This is a genomic window from Shewanella sp. 10N.261.52.F9, from assembly GCF_041471165.1.
GTDB classification, from domain to species: domain Bacteria; phylum Pseudomonadota; class Gammaproteobacteria; order Enterobacterales; family Shewanellaceae; genus Shewanella; species Shewanella marinintestina.
On sequence record NZ_JBFRNX010000003.1, the window covers coordinates 73,268 to 90,612 of the forward strand.

Sequence of the window (17,345 nt, forward strand, 5' to 3'; positions counted from 1 at the left end):
TTTATTCAGTATTAATTTCGCGACTTATTGCTAGACATTTCCGCTTGTAAACCTCTAGTGTTATCGGGCAATAAAATTGATTGTTTATTGCGAGATTTATACCAAAGACTAACTAATATCAGTGAGTTAGTATTTATATTATAGGCGGTATTGGTTTTGCCGTTAGCATAAAGGCCTGTAGGAATGACTGTGTGCCGAGCACTGTTACTTATGACTAAATCTGCGAGCTGCTGACTATATGGTTCATCAAACAACACACTCATTGCAAAAGCGGCTTTATTACTAAAGGTCTGCTTGTCATTAATTGGTTTACCGGAGTGAGATACGCTCTGCCAAGGTGAGCCTTGGAAAATAATATTGTTGTACAAAAACCAAGGCGACTTACTCAGAGAATCTTCTGCAAAAGCAACCAATCGATTGTTCGTTGCAGCGTGTTGCTTATGTAACTTATAGAGCTGTTGTAGTTGATTCCAACATGAGTCTTGGTAACCGAGTTCTATCGCGTATAACACGTAGGGATCTAAAGTGAAAAAAGGTAGGTTACCTTGGTCTATTAATAGAGAAATACCCTCCAAATCAATGCTTTCAAGTTTGTAGCATTCAAATGCGGTATCGACATTTAACCCTGCTAATCGATAGCCCGTTGCGGCATATTGTAGGTAACCTAAGCGACCTTCTTGACGAAAGTATTCTCTTTGGGCGGTGAGTTTTGTACCGTATAGATTACCCTGTTTAGTTGCGCGTTCTAGCTGCCATTTATTCTGCACCTGGTTGATTTTTTCGATTAAATAAGGCTTGTGGCGCTTAAGGATTTCAAGCCAAATATACAGTCGACCCAGATCTAAAGCTGACCAGCCGTTGCCATTTGATGAGGTTTGGCTCATACGTCCAGAGGGGAGCGCTGTACGGGTGTTATATTGGCGATTGGGTAAAATGTTTTTATATAGAGGGAGTTTAATGAGTGTATTGAGCATTTTTTCGAGGCGAAAATGTGTAGATTGTTGGCTGCTCATCTCGAGAGCTTCAAGTGCTAACAAACCTGCGATACCACTAGCTACATCCCACATAGTTGCGTGACTATAGCCTTGTACTGAGTCGATAAGCCCTGTTGTTTCGTTCCAGTTTTTATCAAAATAGCGCTTAGCTTTATTGATTAATAATCTATCATGGCGGTTCAATTGTGATACTTGCGACGCAACATCGTCGGTTAAGTTGGTCTTGCTTAATGTTGCTTGTTTTGTTTGCTGCTTATCAAATGTTGGGTTAGGAATAACCGAGCGGCGTTGGAAGTGTATTTTTACCGGAGGAGAGGGATTAGGAGTTTGTTTGATATTACGCGAAATAGCTTGTGCTGGAACTATTTGGGCTGATGATTGTTGGCCAAAACAGTTTAAAGTAGCAAAGAGTAATAACGCCGCCAGATAGCATTTAACTCTCTTAGGTTTGGCCATGTCTTATCAGCCGCTATCTATTGAAACATTGTTTTAATTTGCTGATTAATTTGCTGTATTTCATTACAGAGGTTACTGATGGCGCTTTCCTCGGGGATGGAACCTGCTTGAGAGCTTGATTCTACAATTTGCGCTAAACTCATGGCGTCTTTTGCACATAAGTTGCTGAACATCCCCTTTAGCTCGTGTGAGATTTTAAATAAGCCATCAAGATCGTCGGTTTCATACCTTTGTTGAATGATACTATCGCTCTGGCCGTACTCTTCGAGATAGATGGTAAGAAGCATCTCAACCATAGAGTCATCATCGCCACATAGCGCTTTTAATTCATCAACTTTTATCATGCGTAAATCCTTTGCATTATCGACAGATTGGAGATTATAAATTGGACTCTATAGCTGACATTTTTACTTCAGTTAGCCAAGCCGATAACGCTTTGGGGCTCATTAATGTTTCGCTACCTAATTCGCAATCTTTAGCTTTGATGAGTTCATCTGGAAGTTTATCTATGATGATTTCCAGATCTGCCGTGCAGCGAACATGTTCATCAATCAGCTGCGCCATCTCTTTGCTGTAATGAATATCTCTTGCTCTAAGTGCGGTAACCAAGCCTTGAAGTAGAGTTAACCAAGTGCTCATTGGGCCTTGAGTTATTGAGGCTGATTCAGCGGCAGAATCAATAAAAGCAAATGGCACGGTAACAATTTTGAGATTGTGCTGCATTGCCGCTAAGATCCAGTCCGTATCAAATGAGAAGTCAAAAACACTAGGCTTGGCTAAAATGCAGTGCAGCGCCTCACGGCTAAATAATTTATAGGCAGCTTGAGTGTCGTGGATCCCTTGAGAAAATATACTGGTTCCAACCATTCGTTGCATGTGCCGCAGGGTTTTAATGCCTATCCCCCAGCGCTGTTCTTGCTTTACGAGCACTGACATAGGGTGTTTTCTATTTCCTAAAACAACTTGTGTATGTTGCTCAATAAACGGTTTTAAAATCAGTCCCAGTTGCCCCATATGCACTGAATTATCTGCATCGGTATAGAGTACTGCATCGACATTGTCCTCTAACGCCTGCATACAACCATGAATGATTGCACCACCTTTTTTGGAGTCATCAACGTGCTGTAATTTAGCTAAAGGCCCTGAATCAGATTTCACACCATCGCTAAGTTTAAGAACGTTTATCTTTACGCATTGGTCTGAATGGCTTGCGATACGTTGGGCTATATCATAGCTGGCGTGAGGGCAGCCATCGTCAACAGGGTATAGCCGCCAGTCTACTTTGGACTGTTGGCATACCCACTGCAATTGCTGAACTTTAGTCAGGAGAGAGTTTTCACCATTTGGATTGGCACTGGACTTACCAAGTAGGCGATGGTTTTCACCCCACATGGCAAACACGATACCGACGATAATAGGTTGTTTGATTTGCTTAATTGCTTGTCTAGAAAGCACAAGCTTGACCGCAAGCTTAAAGGCTAGCGGGCAGTCTTCTTTTTGTGCCAATTGCAACAACTGTTCTGGGGAGGTACGTTGCAGATCGAGCAATGAGTCAGCTAGTTCAAGTAAGGCATCTTGATGAGTGGGTTCAGTTAAATCAAATTGATTACTTGCGGCGCGGTACAGTTGTTCAAGATCTTCTCTTGGGGTCATCATAATGAATCCTTTCATCGCAGTTACTCTTCCTGAGGTGCGACATTCTAGCTCTGAACGATAGCAAAAAGCCGCTACTTCAAGGCTAGTAATAAATCCTTAGAACAGCAAGTTTACTTGTAATTTCAACAGTAATTTTAAATATCTTGCATTGGCTGAGTTAGTTTTGTTTGAGTTCTACGTCGGCATCATCTTTTTCAATTGAGGTAGAAGTAGATGTGTCGGGTACGGGCTCTATTTGACGCCTTTGTATCGCGTTGACCTGTGGGTTTTGTGCTGTAGAACGATTCCCTTTTGCCATAGGGCTTTGCTGCGCTGCTGTAGAGATTTCGTTAGCAGACGAGTCAACTTGCGGATTTAGTTTGTCAGCTTGCGAACTGCTGTTGGGCATTTTTTTGGGTGCCAAAGTAAATGATGGCTGCTGAGAACCCGTCGTTTCAATGCCTGATAGTTTTTTATTACCAGCACCTTGTTCTGTTTGCTCAGTAGAATAAGGCATTGGGGCAATCACATTACTTTGCTCATGCCGGTTTAGTCCTAAGCGCGGTGAGCTGAACTCAAATATTTGTAATTTATCATCCCATATTTGTAAAGCACTAAGCTCCAAGTCAAGGGAGGCGTCTATACCAGTATTGATATCGTTGACCTGCATAGCTACAGAAAGTTGGGTATTGGCGGTTTCGAATCGTTGATGTAGTTGTTGTTGTAACTGTGACCAATTAGTGCCACCAGTGAGTAAGTATCGCGTACTGTCAGCCCAATATTGATAGGCTATTGGATCTTGTGCTTTATCTGCGGCAATAGCGGCTAAGGATACTGCCAAGCCGGCGGATTGCCACATCTCTTGCGGTGATAGTTGCTGTGAGTTAGTCATAAATAAAATACTGAGTTGATGCCAATGCGCTGCAGCTTGATCATAAGCGCCTTTTTTTAAGAGGTAATTCCCTTTACTGAATGGCTTTAAAGATATGTTTTGCGGTACGGCATATACCACTAGGGTAAACAGCAGGCTTAGGCTGGCAAAAGTGATTATCCAGCGATAGCGTTTACTCATCTGAAAGTCTCCATTAAGCATTTTCCTGGATGGTCAAAGCGGGAATTAAAGCGAACATCACGGTACTCCTTGTCATCATTGGCGCGATAAAGCTTGCCATTGCTCTTGTATAAAAGAGCCTCTAAAACTCCGGCATTCGTTTTGAGGGTTATGCTTTTTTCGTAGGCGCTAGAGTTTTCATAACGTCCCTCATACCAACCGCGTTGTGGGTGATACATCTCTTGCACAAGCGTCAGTAACTGGTCCGTGTATGCTGTTTTCCATAACGCCCACATTTGAAATACAATACGCGTAGAGACTAAAGCTAAATGGTCGTGACTACTGCCATCTTCGGCAACGGTAATCCATGGGGTGCCTAAGGCGTAAATAGCGTCATAGACAAAGTAAGGTTCACCTGACACTACATGCTCACCTCGTGCGGTGTAAATGCGCTCTTTCTCCCAGCGGCTTTGCTGCACTAAATAGACGGAATCAGCCATTGCCGCTAGGCTTTTGTTACTATGGTTAGCATCTGAAGAATTTAAATCGTCAATATCATCCCAATTGAATTCGAGCCCGAGCCAGAGATACGGCGTGCTAAATACTGGTCGCAATACGTCAGTGAAACGCGGGTCCCTGCCGTCAAAGAGTAAGTCGATACCATTAATGGTAATCACTTTGTATGGCTCTAGATTGATGTTTCTATGGGGAATTATTCCCCAATCTAAATATCCGTAGGAGGCGTACTCTTCAATACCTAACCTGCCTTCTTTATAGCGATGTACTTGGTTTGATGAAATATTTCCGCCGTATAACTCTCCTTCATCAGACACCAAGTTACAAAAATTCCAGCGTAAGACCGCTTTATCGATATATTCGGCAAATTGGGCATTTTTTTGTTTGGTAATAGCTAAAGCAATTAGCAGGCGACCGATATCTACGGCTGACCAGCCTAGCTCCGCTGGTTGATTAGCATAGTTCACCATACCTCTATGGCTGGTGGAGTAGACTTTATTGGGCACGCCTTGACGGGTTAATGGCATGTTGGCGAGAAAATCGATTGTCATGGTGAGACGCTCATCATGCTCACGCGATGTGATTAACTCGAACTGTTTTGCAGCTTGCAAGGCGATAAGGTAGTCAGCGAGTGAAGTCATATCCATGGTGGGGTAGTTATCGATAGAGTTGACTAAACCTGAAGATAATTGAGTGTTGTTTGAAAAATAGCGCCATGCCGTATTAGCCCATGCAAGCTCTTGCTCGCTGAGTTCTCCGTGCCGCCCTTGGCGAAACAGCTGTGATTGACTTACCCCTGATGCGCTCGATTGCACTCCTTGATATATGAGTCCACAACCTTGTAGCCAAATCATAATGAATATTAGCGCTGTGTACCTTTGCATATAACGCTTACGCCTTATTGTGATAATGACGGTTTAGGTAGGCATTGGTTTTGATATTCAAAAGGGTTCTGTAATGCTTTATCCCATAAGCTAGGTGCTGTTTGGGTTTGGTATTGCAACAGCTTCCCCTGTTTTTTATAGAGTAAGATCTCGAGTAAGATCCCGTTATTATTTGACGTAAAGGTGTCGATTAGGCCTGTGCCGTTTTCATAAATTCCCTCGTAAAAACCTTTCTCTCGATCATAAACATGGCTGACATGCTCAAATAGTAAGTCGGTATATTCAGTATCCCAAAGAACCCACATACCCATAGCCCCTTTTATTGCTACCGCAGCGTATTGGGGTAAGAATTCTCCTGCTTCTGAAATCGTATTCCAAGCAAAGCCATCAGTGTAAATGGTGTCGTACACAAAATAAGGCGGACCAGCGAGTTGGTGCTCAGTTCTGGCAGTAATAATGCCTGTTTCGTGGTAACGCTTTTCTTGTACTCGATATATTTGTAGGGCAAAGTCGGCAATCCAGTCATGGGTATAGTCATCATTATGAGCAGATCTATCACTGGTGAGATCCCACCCAAGCTCAATGCCATCCAATACATAGCTCTCCGTCACAACATAACTATGGGCCTTTAGTTTACGAGGGTCGCGCGTATCATAGGGGATATCATAACCATACATATTGATAGTTGCGTAGGGTTCAGGCATAAGGGCTTGCTCGGTATTAAAGCCCCACAGCTCAAAGCCCTTGGCTGCGTATTCCTCATAACCTAAGCGACCTTCTTGCAGGTATTGCACGGCTTTACCTGGTTCAAGTAATGCGCCAAACATGGTGCCGTTTTTATCAACGACATTACAGAAGTTCCAGCGTAGTACTGCTGAGTCAATAGCGCTAGCATACTGAGGAAACCTGTGTTTAATGATGTGCAACCAGATAAGTAGTCGCCCCAAATCTAATGCCGAGTAGCCAATTTCTCCAGGCTGGTTGGCGTAATCAACTTTTGCTGCATTTTGGGTGTTATAAGCTTTGTTGGGCAGCTCACCCATAAATAAATCTAGGGTATTCAGAGTTGTAATAAAGCGAGTAAAACGTCGATCAAACTCTTCTTTATTAATGATGCCAAATTCTAAAGCGCTGACCATTCCGGCTAAATAGGATGAGGCATCCCACCAAGTCACCGAGGGATAATTGTTTACCGCATTCACTAATCCTGTCGATTCTTGGTAATTATTTTCAAAGTATTTCCAAGCGATAGTCGCCATTTCTAGCTCTTTTTCTGTTAATTCACCAGAGCGCGGTTTGGGAGTATTCCAATGGGTGTGGCGTTTAACAATATCATTGGAGAACCCTTGATAACTGTTACCGCAAGCAGTTACAGTTGCCGCTATACATAAGAGTAGTGCTAGTCGCATATTGTCCCCTTTATTGTTGGATATCAGCACCAATATTCAGTAGTGCGCCACTTTGAATATAAGCAAGAGACTCTAAGACAATGCCGTTGGTATTGGCCGTCAGTGTTTTATTTATTTCGCCATTACTTTCATACAGGCCGGAATACCAACCTTCAGAATCAGAATTAAGTTGATCGACACCATTGATTAGCTTGGTGGCATAGGGGGTGTCATACAGTGAATACCAGCCGAATGCGGCTTTGGTAGATAGCGTTTTAAAAGCTGAGGCATCGGCACCTGTATCTGTAATTGAATTCCATTTTTTACCGTCTGAAAAAACCGTGTTGTAAACAAAATATGGCGCTTGGTCGATATGATCCTCACTCACAGCGGTTAATATACCTTGTTGCTTAAAGCGTTGTTCTTGTGCTTTATAGACCCTATAAGCAAACACCTTAGAGATACTGTCGCCGCCAAATTCGATGCTGTCTAAGATATATGACTCACTAACCACGTAGTTGTGAGCATGATATTTAGCTGGGTCGCGGCTATCGGTAGGGATATCGATACCATTGATTTCGATCAGTTTTAAATAATCGGCATATTTGAGGGCATTAAAAACATCTCGCCCCATTAAACTTAGTGCTTTAGAGGCGTACTCCTCATATCCAATACGGCCTTCTTGGACTAGCTCTAAAGCATTGCCCGTTGAAAGGCGGGCGCCATAGAGGTAACCATCTTGGGTCATGGCTTCAATTTGCCAGTGCTGGAGTACGGCGTTTACCTGACGGTTAAATCTCGGATACTGCCAAATGAGAATATTCATTGGTACTAAAATGCGACCAATATCAATCGCCGACCAGCCAATACCGCCCTCTACAGGGGTATTGTCGTAGTCAACCATGGCTAATGTTTGAGTGTTGTAGGCTTTATTAGGCAGCTCATCGCGGACCAATGGCAACCTCGCGAGTGAGTTGAGTGCTTTTTCTGTTTTCAGGCTGAACTCTTCAAAGCTAATGATATTAAGCCTATGGGCAGATATCAGCGCCATTAAATATGATGCAGTATCCCACATCGTCGTTGAAGGGTAACCATCAACTGAATTAACCAAACCTGTGTTGTCTTGGTAGTTATTCTCGAAATACTGCCACGCAATGTTGGCCCATTGATACTCTTGGTCCGTTAAGACTCTGCTTTGCCTAAAAGGAATGGGTTCACTTGGCGTAAAGGACAGATTGCCGAGTACCTGGTTGTACTCTCGAGTTTCAATGCTAAATGCAATAACTAGCGCGGTGAATAGGCCTGCTAAAAAGACAATATGATGGCGTGCTTTAACCCATGAGCTAGTCGATTCCATAGTTTAACTCCTCTACATTCACTTGGCTGGTGGCATTGGTGGTGGGTGGTGACCAACAGGCTGCGGCTATCATCCCCCACATAGCCATCATGTTATTGATGGCCCAAAAGCTATTTAAAATAAGCCCGCCTAGTGAGTAATTGCCAAAGGCTTGTGTGCTGTAGGCATACCAAGCAAAGCCCATACTGCCGAGGCTAAGTAGCAACACGCTAATTTGCGGAATGACTAAGTGTATAAAGCGGCCTTGTTGTCTGCTCTTAGGTGTTGTTGGAAAACTAATTTTCTTGCCACGTAAAACAGTCCAAAGGGCTTTTAAATTCACTGGGAAAAATGATAAGAAATTGGTCTTTCCTTGGTAACCAGCAACTCCCCAAGTACCAACCATCATGGCTAGCTCTGCGGTAATCACAAAGGGTAAAAAATGCATGTAGAAAGTCGTGTCATAAGCACTAACAGGTGCAATACTTGTTAGGAAATAAACGATGGGACAGGCTAGGAAAATGATATTCCAGATGGCTGATAAATTAGACCAGAAGCTCGCCCCATACATAAACTTTTGCTTGAGACTCATGCCTTTTTTAAACAAGGGGTTATCGTTCATAAAGATATCGATAGAGCCACCAGAATACTTGAATCTCTGTACCGTCCAGCTTTGCAGATCTTGAGGGGACAACATTTTACTTTCTATTTTCGGGTGTTGAATTGAACGCCATTGACGCTCGGTATCGCCATGAAGAATGAGTGATGTATAAATATCTTCTGATACGTGGAATTTATAAGGGGTGAATTCAGTATCAAAGATGATCTCCTGACGTAGATTATTCGAGATGCTGCTATCGACTTGCTTCTCTTTAGTCAGTTTGCGTATCTGTTTTTCTACCGCATCATGTTCCTGGCTTATCTGGTGACTATAGCTACGTAAAGCTGCTTCCATAACGGCTTCCCGGCGGTGGATTGAACCAGCACCACAGCAAAATGAAGCGTTAGCCCAATTGCGTCTTCTCTGAATGATGTCGTAAAACATCTGTGGGTCGTTAGCGAATGGATCTTTACCTAAGGTGACCGGACCATAAATTTTTTCAATGGCACTACCTAGCCAGCCAAACGGAGTACCTAAACGACTTTTTAGCCATAGTGGTAAGCGCTCTCCTGCTGGTAAATCAAAGAACCATTGCGGTGTTTGTACCCAAGCCACATCGGCATCTTTAAAGTAGCCTAAAGTGTTTTCTAATAAAGACGGGAATGGGCGGGTATCTGCATCACAAATAACAATAAAATCACCATAAGTTTGCTCTAAGGCATTACGCAGGTTACCGGCTTTGTAACCTACATTATTGTCTCTGGTGATATATTCAACCTGCATCTTTTGGGCTAGCTCGGCCATTTCAGGGCGTTTGCCATCATCTAAAATAAAAATTCTAATCTCGATGTCGTGTGGGTAGCGTACCTTAAGAGCATCTTTAATACTCAGAGCGACCAGTTCAGGTTCTTCATCGTAAGTTGGAAACAGAATATCAACGCTTAATGGCCTATCTTCCATTGGCTCATTGATACATTGATTGATAGATTTTGGGGGACTTTGTTGCGGTTCATCTTTAGTTTTCCAAAGATTAAACGTAAAGAGTATTGTGCCAATGAAGGCACAAGATTCAGCGAATGCTAGTGGCAGCGAAAACCACATGGCATCGTAGTTTAATGCAAATCCCCAGCGCCAAACGAGATACCAAATGCCTAGGCAGATATTACAGGTCGCCAGGTATTGATAAAGTAACTCTCTCGGTAAACTATAGGGAGTTGGTTCGGGCGGCTTGCGCTTTTCAAACTCATTGAAGTAAAAATCCATTTAGCCTTCTCCCTATCTTTCTTACCATGTGACTTATCAATAGTGTTTGTAGCTGTGCTCTATGGGTTAAGCTTTACCATTGGCTACGCTAGCTTCTTTTAACAGTCTGAATGTGTTTTTGTTTGCCGTTGTGGTGTACTCAAATGTGTCTGCTAGCTGTTTAACAATCTTTAACCCTCTGCTGCTTTGTAGCCATGTAGATGGGTCGTCGGCCACAGGTTCAATAAAGTCAGCATTGGCTAAATCCGTCAGGGTTTGTGGTGTCATAGTGTTGCCATAATCAGAGATTTCAATAGTGAGCTGCTTGGTTGCATTTAGGTAAGAGCTAATATCAAAAAGTGAACCTTCGTTATTAGCATAAGCGTGCTCAAACACATTGTTGACTAACTCCACTAAGCACAGCTCCATTTGATCTATCGTGGTGACTGCAACACCGAGTTGTTGCCAAAATGGCACAATATCAGCAGCCACAAGACGAGAAGCGTCTAGGCTGCTTGAGTATTGTTTGTGAAACGTCCTTGTATTCACTCGTCGCCCCTTATTTGACTTGATGTAGTGGCGTAGGGGCTGTTGGTAGCGAAAGATCATCTTTATAAAAGGAACCAACACTGGATTTGCCAAGTAACGGCCGAGAGACATTGCGGTTTTTTAAAATATGTACGTATTGGCAATCAGCCAAAACTTGTGTATAGCCATCATGGCCTAGCAGGTAATCGCCAAACATGGTTTTATTAACGATATAAGCATCATCTGCTAAGTGGATGTAATCACAGATAAGCGTATTACTAACTAGACTTTTGCTTTCGACTTTACAATTTGCGCCAATAACTGCGGGGCCAATGATGGTGGCACCATCTTGAATTTCACAGCCACTACTGATAATGACAGGAGGAGTTATCTTGCATTTCGAGGTATCGACTCGAGAATTTATGCCGACCCATACACCGGGAGACACTTGAGTCCCTGGAATAGGGTAGCCCTTAACTTTGCCGTTTAAAATATCGCTGGTGACCTCCCATACATCTTTAACCTTGCCAACATCAAGCCATTGAAAGTCCATATTGACGGCATAGAAATTAGCTTGTCTCTCAACGAGTAATGGGAAAAGGTCACTACCAATATCAAATTCAACATCTTTTGGGATAAAGTCAAAGATGGCAGGCTCAAAGATATAAATACCAGTGTTAATTTTATTTGAAAGTGCTTCTTCTTCGGCAGGTTTTTCTTGGAAGCTTGTGACCTGGCAATATTTATCGGTGACAATAACGCCATATTTACTGACTTCAGAAGTTTCGACTTCACGGGTAATAATTGTTGCAAGTCCACCATGCTTTTTATGGTGTTCAATGGCTTCTTTTAGATCGAGATCGATCCAAGCATCACCACAAACAACCACAAAGGTCTCGTTAAAGAACCCTGAGAAATCTTGGATTTTGCGCATACCACCAGCACTGCCTAATGCCTGACTAATAAACTCACCGTTTACTTCTTTGGCTTCATAGGAGTATGACAATTGAACATTAAAGTGGTGACCGTCGCCAAAGTAATTTTCAATTATCTCAGCTAAATGGCTGGTATTAACCACTATTTTATCTATGCCGTGTTTGGCAAAGAGCTGGATCATCGATTCCATAACGGGTTTACCCAAGATAGGCACCATGGGTTTAGGAATAGCATAAGAGATTGGTTTTATTCGAGTGCCTTTCCCTGCGGCGAGTATCATCCCTTTCATTACATTTACCTCTTTATGCCGTTGCTGCTAATGCTGATTCAATCGTTGGATGGCTTAAAATTAGTTTGTCCATACGAGTGAGTTTGAGCAGGTCTAGAATTGGTTTTTGTGGATTCACTATGCTGATTTTTGTATTACGCAACATCTTATAAGCGCCCATTACTGCGCCAAGTCCACTGCTATCCATAAAACGCACATGGCTTAAATCCAGTACTAGATGGTCACGAATATTGCCTTTAATATTTTCTAACTCTTCTCTAAAAGAGGGAGCTAGCTTGGCATCAAACCGTGCTTCATTAATTTGGATTACCGTATATTGGCCTTTTTCAATTATGTCGAATTGCATGATATTTCCTCGTTTAGTTTCCTTTCCATTCAAAGGTTAGCAAGCTGATGTCATCATCAAATTGCTCTATGCCACACCAGCCCTTTACAATGCTTACAATAGTTTCTGTTTGCTCGTTGATTGGCTGTGGCGCTAGTTTTTGTACTAGTTCTTTTAAGCCCAGTTCGGAATATTGTTGATTGTTAGCAGATTCTGCTTCAGTGATGCCGTCAGAGTATAAAAAGATGCGATCGCCATGATGGAGTTGTACGTGTTCAGTTTTATAGCTCGCAAAATCAAACATGCCTGCTACAAAGCTGCCTTGCTCAATAAAGTGTGAACATTGTTGTTGCTTCTGCAGCCAGATCATGGGGGGATGCCCTGCACTGGCGTAGCTTAATGTACCGTTGCGGATATTAAGCACAGCATACACCATAGTGAAATATAGATTGTTGTTGTCTTGGCTGAGGTAGCTTTGGTTTAACCTAGCGAGAACTTCGCTGGGATCTCTAAGCATATAAAATGGGTCGGTGTCTTTTTTTCGTTTGACGTTTGAATGCGTGCCAGTGTTGGCACTTAAGCTTTGCTGAATAGCAAATGACATTAATGCTGAGGCAACACCGTGGCCTGCAACGTCAAAGAGATAGACTGCAACATGCTCCTCATCGAGCTGCATGCAGCCGAGCATATCACCGCCAATTTGTGCACTGGGTATGTGAGTGTAATGCAGTTCAACGCCTGGAAAACTGGTTTGCTTAGGTAGCATTCGACGTATAAGAGCGTTAGCGGAATCTAAATCTTGATGAATGGTGGCGTAAGCGCGGTCGAGCTCAATATTTTTAGCGACTAATTGGTTATGTAGTTCTAAGGTTCTAAAGCCAGCTTTTAGGCGAGCATCTAGCTCGTTAATATTGGTTTCTTTTGCAATAAAATCATCGGCACCAGCATTAATGCCTTCAACAATTGAATCATCATCGTCACGGCCAGACAGTAAGATAAAGAAAATATAGCGGCCATAATCTGGAGATTTGAGACGAAAGCACAGTTCGATACCGTTAAGTTCCGGCATCATCCAATCACTGAGAACCAATTGAATAGAGGGCGATTTTTCTAGTTGCTTAAGCGCGTGATTACCATTGATAGCGGTAATAACTTGATAGCCTCGTGAAGACAACATTTTAGTCATGAGCAGTTGCATGACTCTGTTATCTTCGACCAATAGGATTTCTTTGCTCAAACTTCAGCCTCCGTGCTGCCTCGTACTCGTCGAGCTAAACTTGTCTCGATTTTGAATAAGTCCTTTTACTTTTCAAAAGTCTAGTAGTGAATTTTGCATACGGCAAGCTGGTGGCAAATACTAAGGTAGATGCCTGTTGAAATTCTAAAATGAGTCTCTTTTATAGTAGCGATACAGCCTAATCTTTATCGTTTAAACTTAGTCGCTGGTGGCGGTTTGAGTTTGCTTTAGGTGGTTTAGCAGGAGCGTTTTTGCGCTCAGACATTAAATGTCTAATTGCCATAATCGGGTGAGGAAGTAGCATTCTTGGGCCTGCAAAAATCATTATTTCACGAGCTTTGGCTTTCATATGGGGTTTGTAGCAGTGCACTGGGCATTTATTACATGTGGGCTTATCTTGGCCATAAGGGCAACGATCTAAACGAACATGAGCATACTCAATAAAGCTAGCGCATTCTTCGCAAGGATGTTGTTCTGCATCGGTATGATGCGCTTTACAGTAAATTTTAACCATAGCTGAAATGGTTTCAAACTCTCGAAGAAGTTTACCACTGAGAAGTTGTTCTAATGCCATGGGATACCTTAGTAAGCTACTGGGTTATTTATTATGATAAGAGGCTTAGCATTAGCTGACAAAATATAACGATGAAACTTTGAAGATGTGCACAAAATATTGGTTTTGGTTACTAACATCTGTAGTTCATGGCAGAGCTAAAATCTGTACCCTGTAATAAACATTAGGTTTTTATTTGGCGTAAAAGCAGTTTTAATCACTCAATCATTGATAACAATAGCGATTAATCTGGGATTATTTTTATGTAAGTATAAATTACGCTTGTCAGAGTGATTCACACTGGCTTAAAATCCGCCGCGACATTTTTATGTCAAAAATTTTTAGACTAAATATTAGCAACATACGCAAATGGATAGCGACAAATATAGTGCTGTTACCGAACATGTATAGGGTAGTTCTACATTGAGGTTTTCTATATCTGTTTAAGTTACTTAGCTTGCTAATATTTAAAGCAAGATTGAAGTTAACTTCCATAGCCCTTCCTAAAGTAGCTTGTAAGTCTACAAGAATCAAAATCACTCTTTTTTATCAGGGATGCACTAGCTATTCCTAATATTGGCACGGCGCTGAATGTTGCGATGCCATTGATATATGGCACCACTTTTAACATGACAATTGATACTCTGAGATATTTCTTATTGCGATTAATAGGTATAGATCGTCCGATCCTTAAACCTTGTTTACAGCCGACTCAAATATTTAAGTCATTGGTTGTTTTTCTGTTGGCTGTAATTCCACAAGCTAAGGCAAGTGAGCTTATTACTGAAGATTCAATTGAAATAATCGAGGTACATGGGATCCAAGCTTCAATGAAGGCCTCCATTAACAGCAAAAGGTTTGCTGATTCGGTCATTGATATAGTGACTGCCGAGGATATCGGTAAGTTTCCCGACGCAGATGTAGCAGATTCATTAGCCAGAATGCCAGGCATTGCAGTTAACCGCCAATTTGGACAAGGGCAGCAGGTATCTATTAGAGGTGCATCGAATCAACTAACGAGCACCCTATTAAATGGTCACTCCGTAGCATCAACAGGATGGTTTGATCAGCAAACAACAGATCGTAGTTTTAATTATTCTTTATTACCGCCTGAAGTAGTGGGAGATATTGAGGTTTATAAATCTTCCCAAGCGGATATCGCTGAGGGTGGTGTTGGTGGAACTGTCATCATTAATACTCGAAAACCGTTGGATTTAGATGCCAATTCACTCTTCTTTAGTACTAAACAAGATTATGGCAGTGTATCAGAAAAAGTTGACCCTGAATTTTCTGGTTTATACAGCTGGAAAAACAATGAAGAAAGCTTAGGTGTTTTGCTTGCGGTAGCTGATGCGAAAACGCGTTATCAGCGTAATGGTATTGAGTCTCAAATAGGTTGGGGTGATATTGTGCCGACGACTTTTGAGCAGCAGCGCGAGCGCACAGCCATTAATGTGGCTTTACAATATCAAGCTACGGACAACTTAATATTGGGCTTAAATGTCATGCGCCTTAATATGCAGGCTAATAATGCTAACACTTCACTATTTCTTATGTTTCCAGATGATAAAGAAGCAGCTTGCGAACAAAGAAATGAAGCTGGAACTTGCATTTTTTATCGCCGTGGTGCGGATGATGCTAATCCTGGCTGGGCACAAACGTGGGTGCGTGAAGCCAGCATGGATTCAAACACCTATGATTTAGATTTTACCTATGAAACCGATAATTACACTCTAGAGGGATTAGTGGGTAATACGCAATCTGACGGTGGAACCAATACGACGGCTAACTATGGATTTTGGTTGGGGCAAGCCAATGATTTTGCCGGGACCTATGATGCAACTGGTGATGTAATACATATCGATATCGCCGATAAAACTTTTGTAGCAAGTGACTTTAATGGTCCACTAGCACCAGAGAGTTGGTCGCTTCGCAAACAGCCAAACTCTGACCAAGAAAGCTATATTAAACTCGATCTTACTGTACCAGTGGAGTTAGATTTTATTAGTGCTGTTAAAATGGGGATTAGCTGGGCTGATCATGATGTAAAGCAGGAGTCATTTGACGGCGTTTTTAATCCTAATGTGCTTGCCAAAAATGCATCGGCTTATTACTCAGGCACGGTGTCATCAGGTGGGGGCTTTACTCTGCCCAAGCCTATTTTTGATGCGATGCTTAATGATGCTAAAGCCGCGATAAGCTATTTTGACCGAGATGGGCAAGTATATAAGTCCGGCTACGGTACCATTAGCGAAGACAATCTAGCGGTATATCTAATGGCTAATTTTGAGTCTGCAGGCCTTCGCGGCAATATTGGTTTGCGTTATGTTGCTACTAGCGTGGCTTCAGATTTTTATCAGCTAAATGCCGAAGGCACCTATAGCGACGAATTGAGTCGGTTAGCATCTAGTTATAGTGAGCTGTTACCTAGTATCAATCTTGCCTATAACATGCGAGACAATTTGTTACTCCGTGCAGCAGCTGCCAAAGTTATTTCCCGACCTAATTATGACGATATGTTTGCTTCTTCTGCGCTTTCTGGTTTTGCTGACGGATTACCCTGCAATGAAGTTGTTGATAAAGGCAACATTGGGTTAAAGCCTTTTAAAGCCACGCAAGCCGAAATTGGCCTCGAATGGTATTTTAATTCTGAAAGTTTAGCCGCAGCGACCTACTTTGTTAAACATATCAGTTCATTTGTGACCTCTGAACAATTGCTAGATCAAAGTATAGGTATTGTCGATCCTGATACTGGCGAAGATAATTGGACTGTATCGACCAAGAAAAATGGCTCCGGCGGCTACATTCAAGGCGTTGAATTACAGCTGCAAAGCAACTTTGAAACAGGTTTAGGTTATGCGGTTAATTATACTTTTTCCGATTCTAGCGCGCCTGCACACTATTACCCTGATCAGATAGGTGTGTTTTCTGACTCTTCAAAACATACAGTAAACTTAGTAAGTTACTATGAGACAGATGCATTTTTTGCTCGGCTTGCCTATAACTGGCGCAGTGAATATATGATTAGAGAGCTGCCAGGCTACTACGGTAATCGAGAGCATCAAGATTATGCAACGGTCGATTTGAGCAGCGCATACTATGTTACTGATTATCTCGCCGTGACATTCGAGGTCGTTAACTTATTCGCAGAAGATAGTATTCAACTTGGTGTAGCATCACAATCTGCGGATGTTAAGCCTGAGTTTAAAAATAACTATCCAGTCTTTAGTGCTAAGGGTGAAGCGAGATACAAATTGGGTGTAGCGCTTCGCTTCTAAGATTTTGCTATGGAAAATATATATTTAATCGCGAAAAAAAGTCATGATGAGCGTGGCTGTACTTTTAATGTTAACGCTCTTACTGCATGTTTTTT

General features: G+C 42.2%; 14 protein-coding genes. 1 reads left to right on the forward strand and 13 read right to left on the reverse strand.

The annotated features are described in order from the left end of the window. Positions 1–11: 11 nt before the first annotated feature. The 13 genes from AB4298_RS02705 to AB4298_RS02765 form a co-directional block, all read right to left on the reverse strand. Positions 12–1,451 carry a DUF3131 domain-containing protein gene (locus AB4298_RS02705; RefSeq protein ID WP_371985665.1) on the reverse strand — a complete coding sequence of 480 codons (1,440 nt, stop codon included), beginning with the start codon at positions 1,449–1,451 and terminating at the stop codon, positions 12–14. 17 nt (positions 1,452–1,468) lie between these two features. Next, a complete protein-coding gene (locus AB4298_RS02710; protein WP_249000056.1) occupies positions 1,469–1,795 on the reverse strand; it encodes an Hpt domain-containing protein in 327 nt (108 codons plus the stop codon). 34 nt (positions 1,796–1,829) lie between these two features. Then, positions 1,830–3,107, reverse strand: a complete 1,278-nt coding sequence (locus tag AB4298_RS02715) for a glycosyltransferase (RefSeq protein WP_249000057.1) — start codon at positions 3,105–3,107, stop codon at positions 1,830–1,832. A 157-nt stretch (positions 3,108–3,264) separates the two neighbouring features. Next, positions 3,265–4,158 carry a hypothetical protein gene (locus AB4298_RS02720; protein WP_249000058.1) on the reverse strand — a complete coding sequence of 298 codons (894 nt, stop codon included), beginning with the start codon at positions 4,156–4,158 and terminating at the stop codon, positions 3,265–3,267. Then, positions 4,155–5,537 (reverse strand): DUF3131 domain-containing protein, encoded by a 1,383-nt coding sequence (locus AB4298_RS02725; RefSeq protein ID WP_371985666.1) that lies wholly within the window; start codon positions 5,535–5,537, stop codon positions 4,155–4,157. Before AB4298_RS02725 ends, AB4298_RS02720 begins: the two co-directional genes overlap by 4 nt. 14 nt (positions 5,538–5,551) lie before the next feature. Continuing rightward, complete coding sequence (locus AB4298_RS02730) at positions 5,552–6,946, reverse strand: DUF3131 domain-containing protein (RefSeq protein ID WP_249000060.1); 1,395 nt, start codon at positions 6,944–6,946, stop codon at positions 5,552–5,554. 10 nt (positions 6,947–6,956) lie between these two features. After that, entirely contained in the window at positions 6,957–8,282 is a 1,326-nt protein-coding gene (locus AB4298_RS02735; protein WP_249000061.1) for a DUF3131 domain-containing protein, read from the reverse strand. Continuing rightward, complete coding sequence (locus AB4298_RS02740) at positions 8,269–10,125, reverse strand: glycosyltransferase family 2 protein (protein ID WP_371985667.1); 1,857 nt, start codon at positions 10,123–10,125, stop codon at positions 8,269–8,271. Before AB4298_RS02740 ends, AB4298_RS02735 begins: the two co-directional genes overlap by 14 nt. 66 nt (positions 10,126–10,191) lie before the next feature. Next, positions 10,192–10,653: an ATP-binding protein gene (locus AB4298_RS02745; protein WP_249000063.1), complete on the reverse strand. Its 462-nt coding sequence runs from the start codon at positions 10,651–10,653 to the stop codon at positions 10,192–10,194. Between the two features lie 10 nt (positions 10,654–10,663). After that, on the reverse strand, positions 10,664–11,857 hold the full coding sequence (locus AB4298_RS02750; RefSeq protein ID WP_371985668.1) for a nucleotidyltransferase family protein: 1,194 nt from the start codon (positions 11,855–11,857) through the stop codon (positions 10,664–10,666). Positions 11,858–11,870: 13 nt separating this feature from the next. Next, entirely contained in the window at positions 11,871–12,203 is a 333-nt protein-coding gene (locus AB4298_RS02755; RefSeq protein WP_371985669.1) for an anti-sigma factor antagonist, read from the reverse strand. 13 nt (positions 12,204–12,216) lie between these two features. Then, on the reverse strand, positions 12,217–13,419 hold the full coding sequence (locus AB4298_RS02760; RefSeq protein WP_371985670.1) for a SpoIIE family protein phosphatase: 1,203 nt from the start codon (positions 13,417–13,419) through the stop codon (positions 12,217–12,219). 178 nt (positions 13,420–13,597) lie between these two features. Continuing rightward, entirely contained in the window at positions 13,598–13,993 is a 396-nt protein-coding gene (locus AB4298_RS02765; protein WP_249000067.1) for a nitrous oxide-stimulated promoter family protein, read from the reverse strand. A 722-nt stretch (positions 13,994–14,715) separates the two neighbouring features. Between AB4298_RS02765 and AB4298_RS02770 the strand changes: the two genes are divergently transcribed. Continuing rightward, positions 14,716–17,250, forward strand: a complete 2,535-nt coding sequence (locus tag AB4298_RS02770) for a TonB-dependent receptor (RefSeq protein ID WP_371985671.1) — start codon at positions 14,716–14,718, stop codon at positions 17,248–17,250. Positions 17,251–17,345 lie beyond the last annotated feature (95 nt).

Excerpts from the sequence above, each read along its gene's own strand:
- AB4298_RS02705 (WP_371985665.1), bottom strand. The coding sequence starts at position 1,451 with ATGGCCAAACCTAAGAGAGTTAAATGCTATCTGGCGGCGTTATTACTC.
- AB4298_RS02710 (WP_249000056.1), bottom strand. The coding sequence starts at position 1,795 with ATGATAAAAGTTGATGAATTAAAAGCGCTATGTGGCGATGATGACTCT.
- AB4298_RS02715 (WP_249000057.1), bottom strand. The coding sequence starts at position 3,107 with ATGATGACCCCAAGAGAAGATCTTGAACAACTGTACCGCGCCGCAAGT.
- AB4298_RS02720 (WP_249000058.1), bottom strand. The coding sequence starts at position 4,158 with ATGAGTAAACGCTATCGCTGGATAATCACTTTTGCCAGCCTAAGCCTG.
- AB4298_RS02725 (WP_371985666.1), bottom strand. The coding sequence starts at position 5,537 with ATGCAAAGGTACACAGCGCTAATATTCATTATGATTTGGCTACAAGGT.
- AB4298_RS02730 (WP_249000060.1), bottom strand. The coding sequence starts at position 6,946 with ATGCGACTAGCACTACTCTTATGTATAGCGGCAACTGTAACTGCTTGC.
- AB4298_RS02735 (WP_249000061.1), bottom strand. The coding sequence starts at position 8,282 with ATGGAATCGACTAGCTCATGGGTTAAAGCACGCCATCATATTGTCTTT.
- AB4298_RS02740 (WP_371985667.1), bottom strand. The coding sequence starts at position 10,125 with ATGGATTTTTACTTCAATGAGTTTGAAAAGCGCAAGCCGCCCGAACCA.
- AB4298_RS02750 (WP_371985668.1), bottom strand. The coding sequence starts at position 11,857 with ATGAAAGGGATGATACTCGCCGCAGGGAAAGGCACTCGAATAAAACCA.
- AB4298_RS02755 (WP_371985669.1), bottom strand. The coding sequence starts at position 12,203 with ATGCAATTCGACATAATTGAAAAAGGCCAATATACGGTAATCCAAATT.
- AB4298_RS02765 (WP_249000067.1), bottom strand. The coding sequence starts at position 13,993 with ATGGCATTAGAACAACTTCTCAGTGGTAAACTTCTTCGAGAGTTTGAA.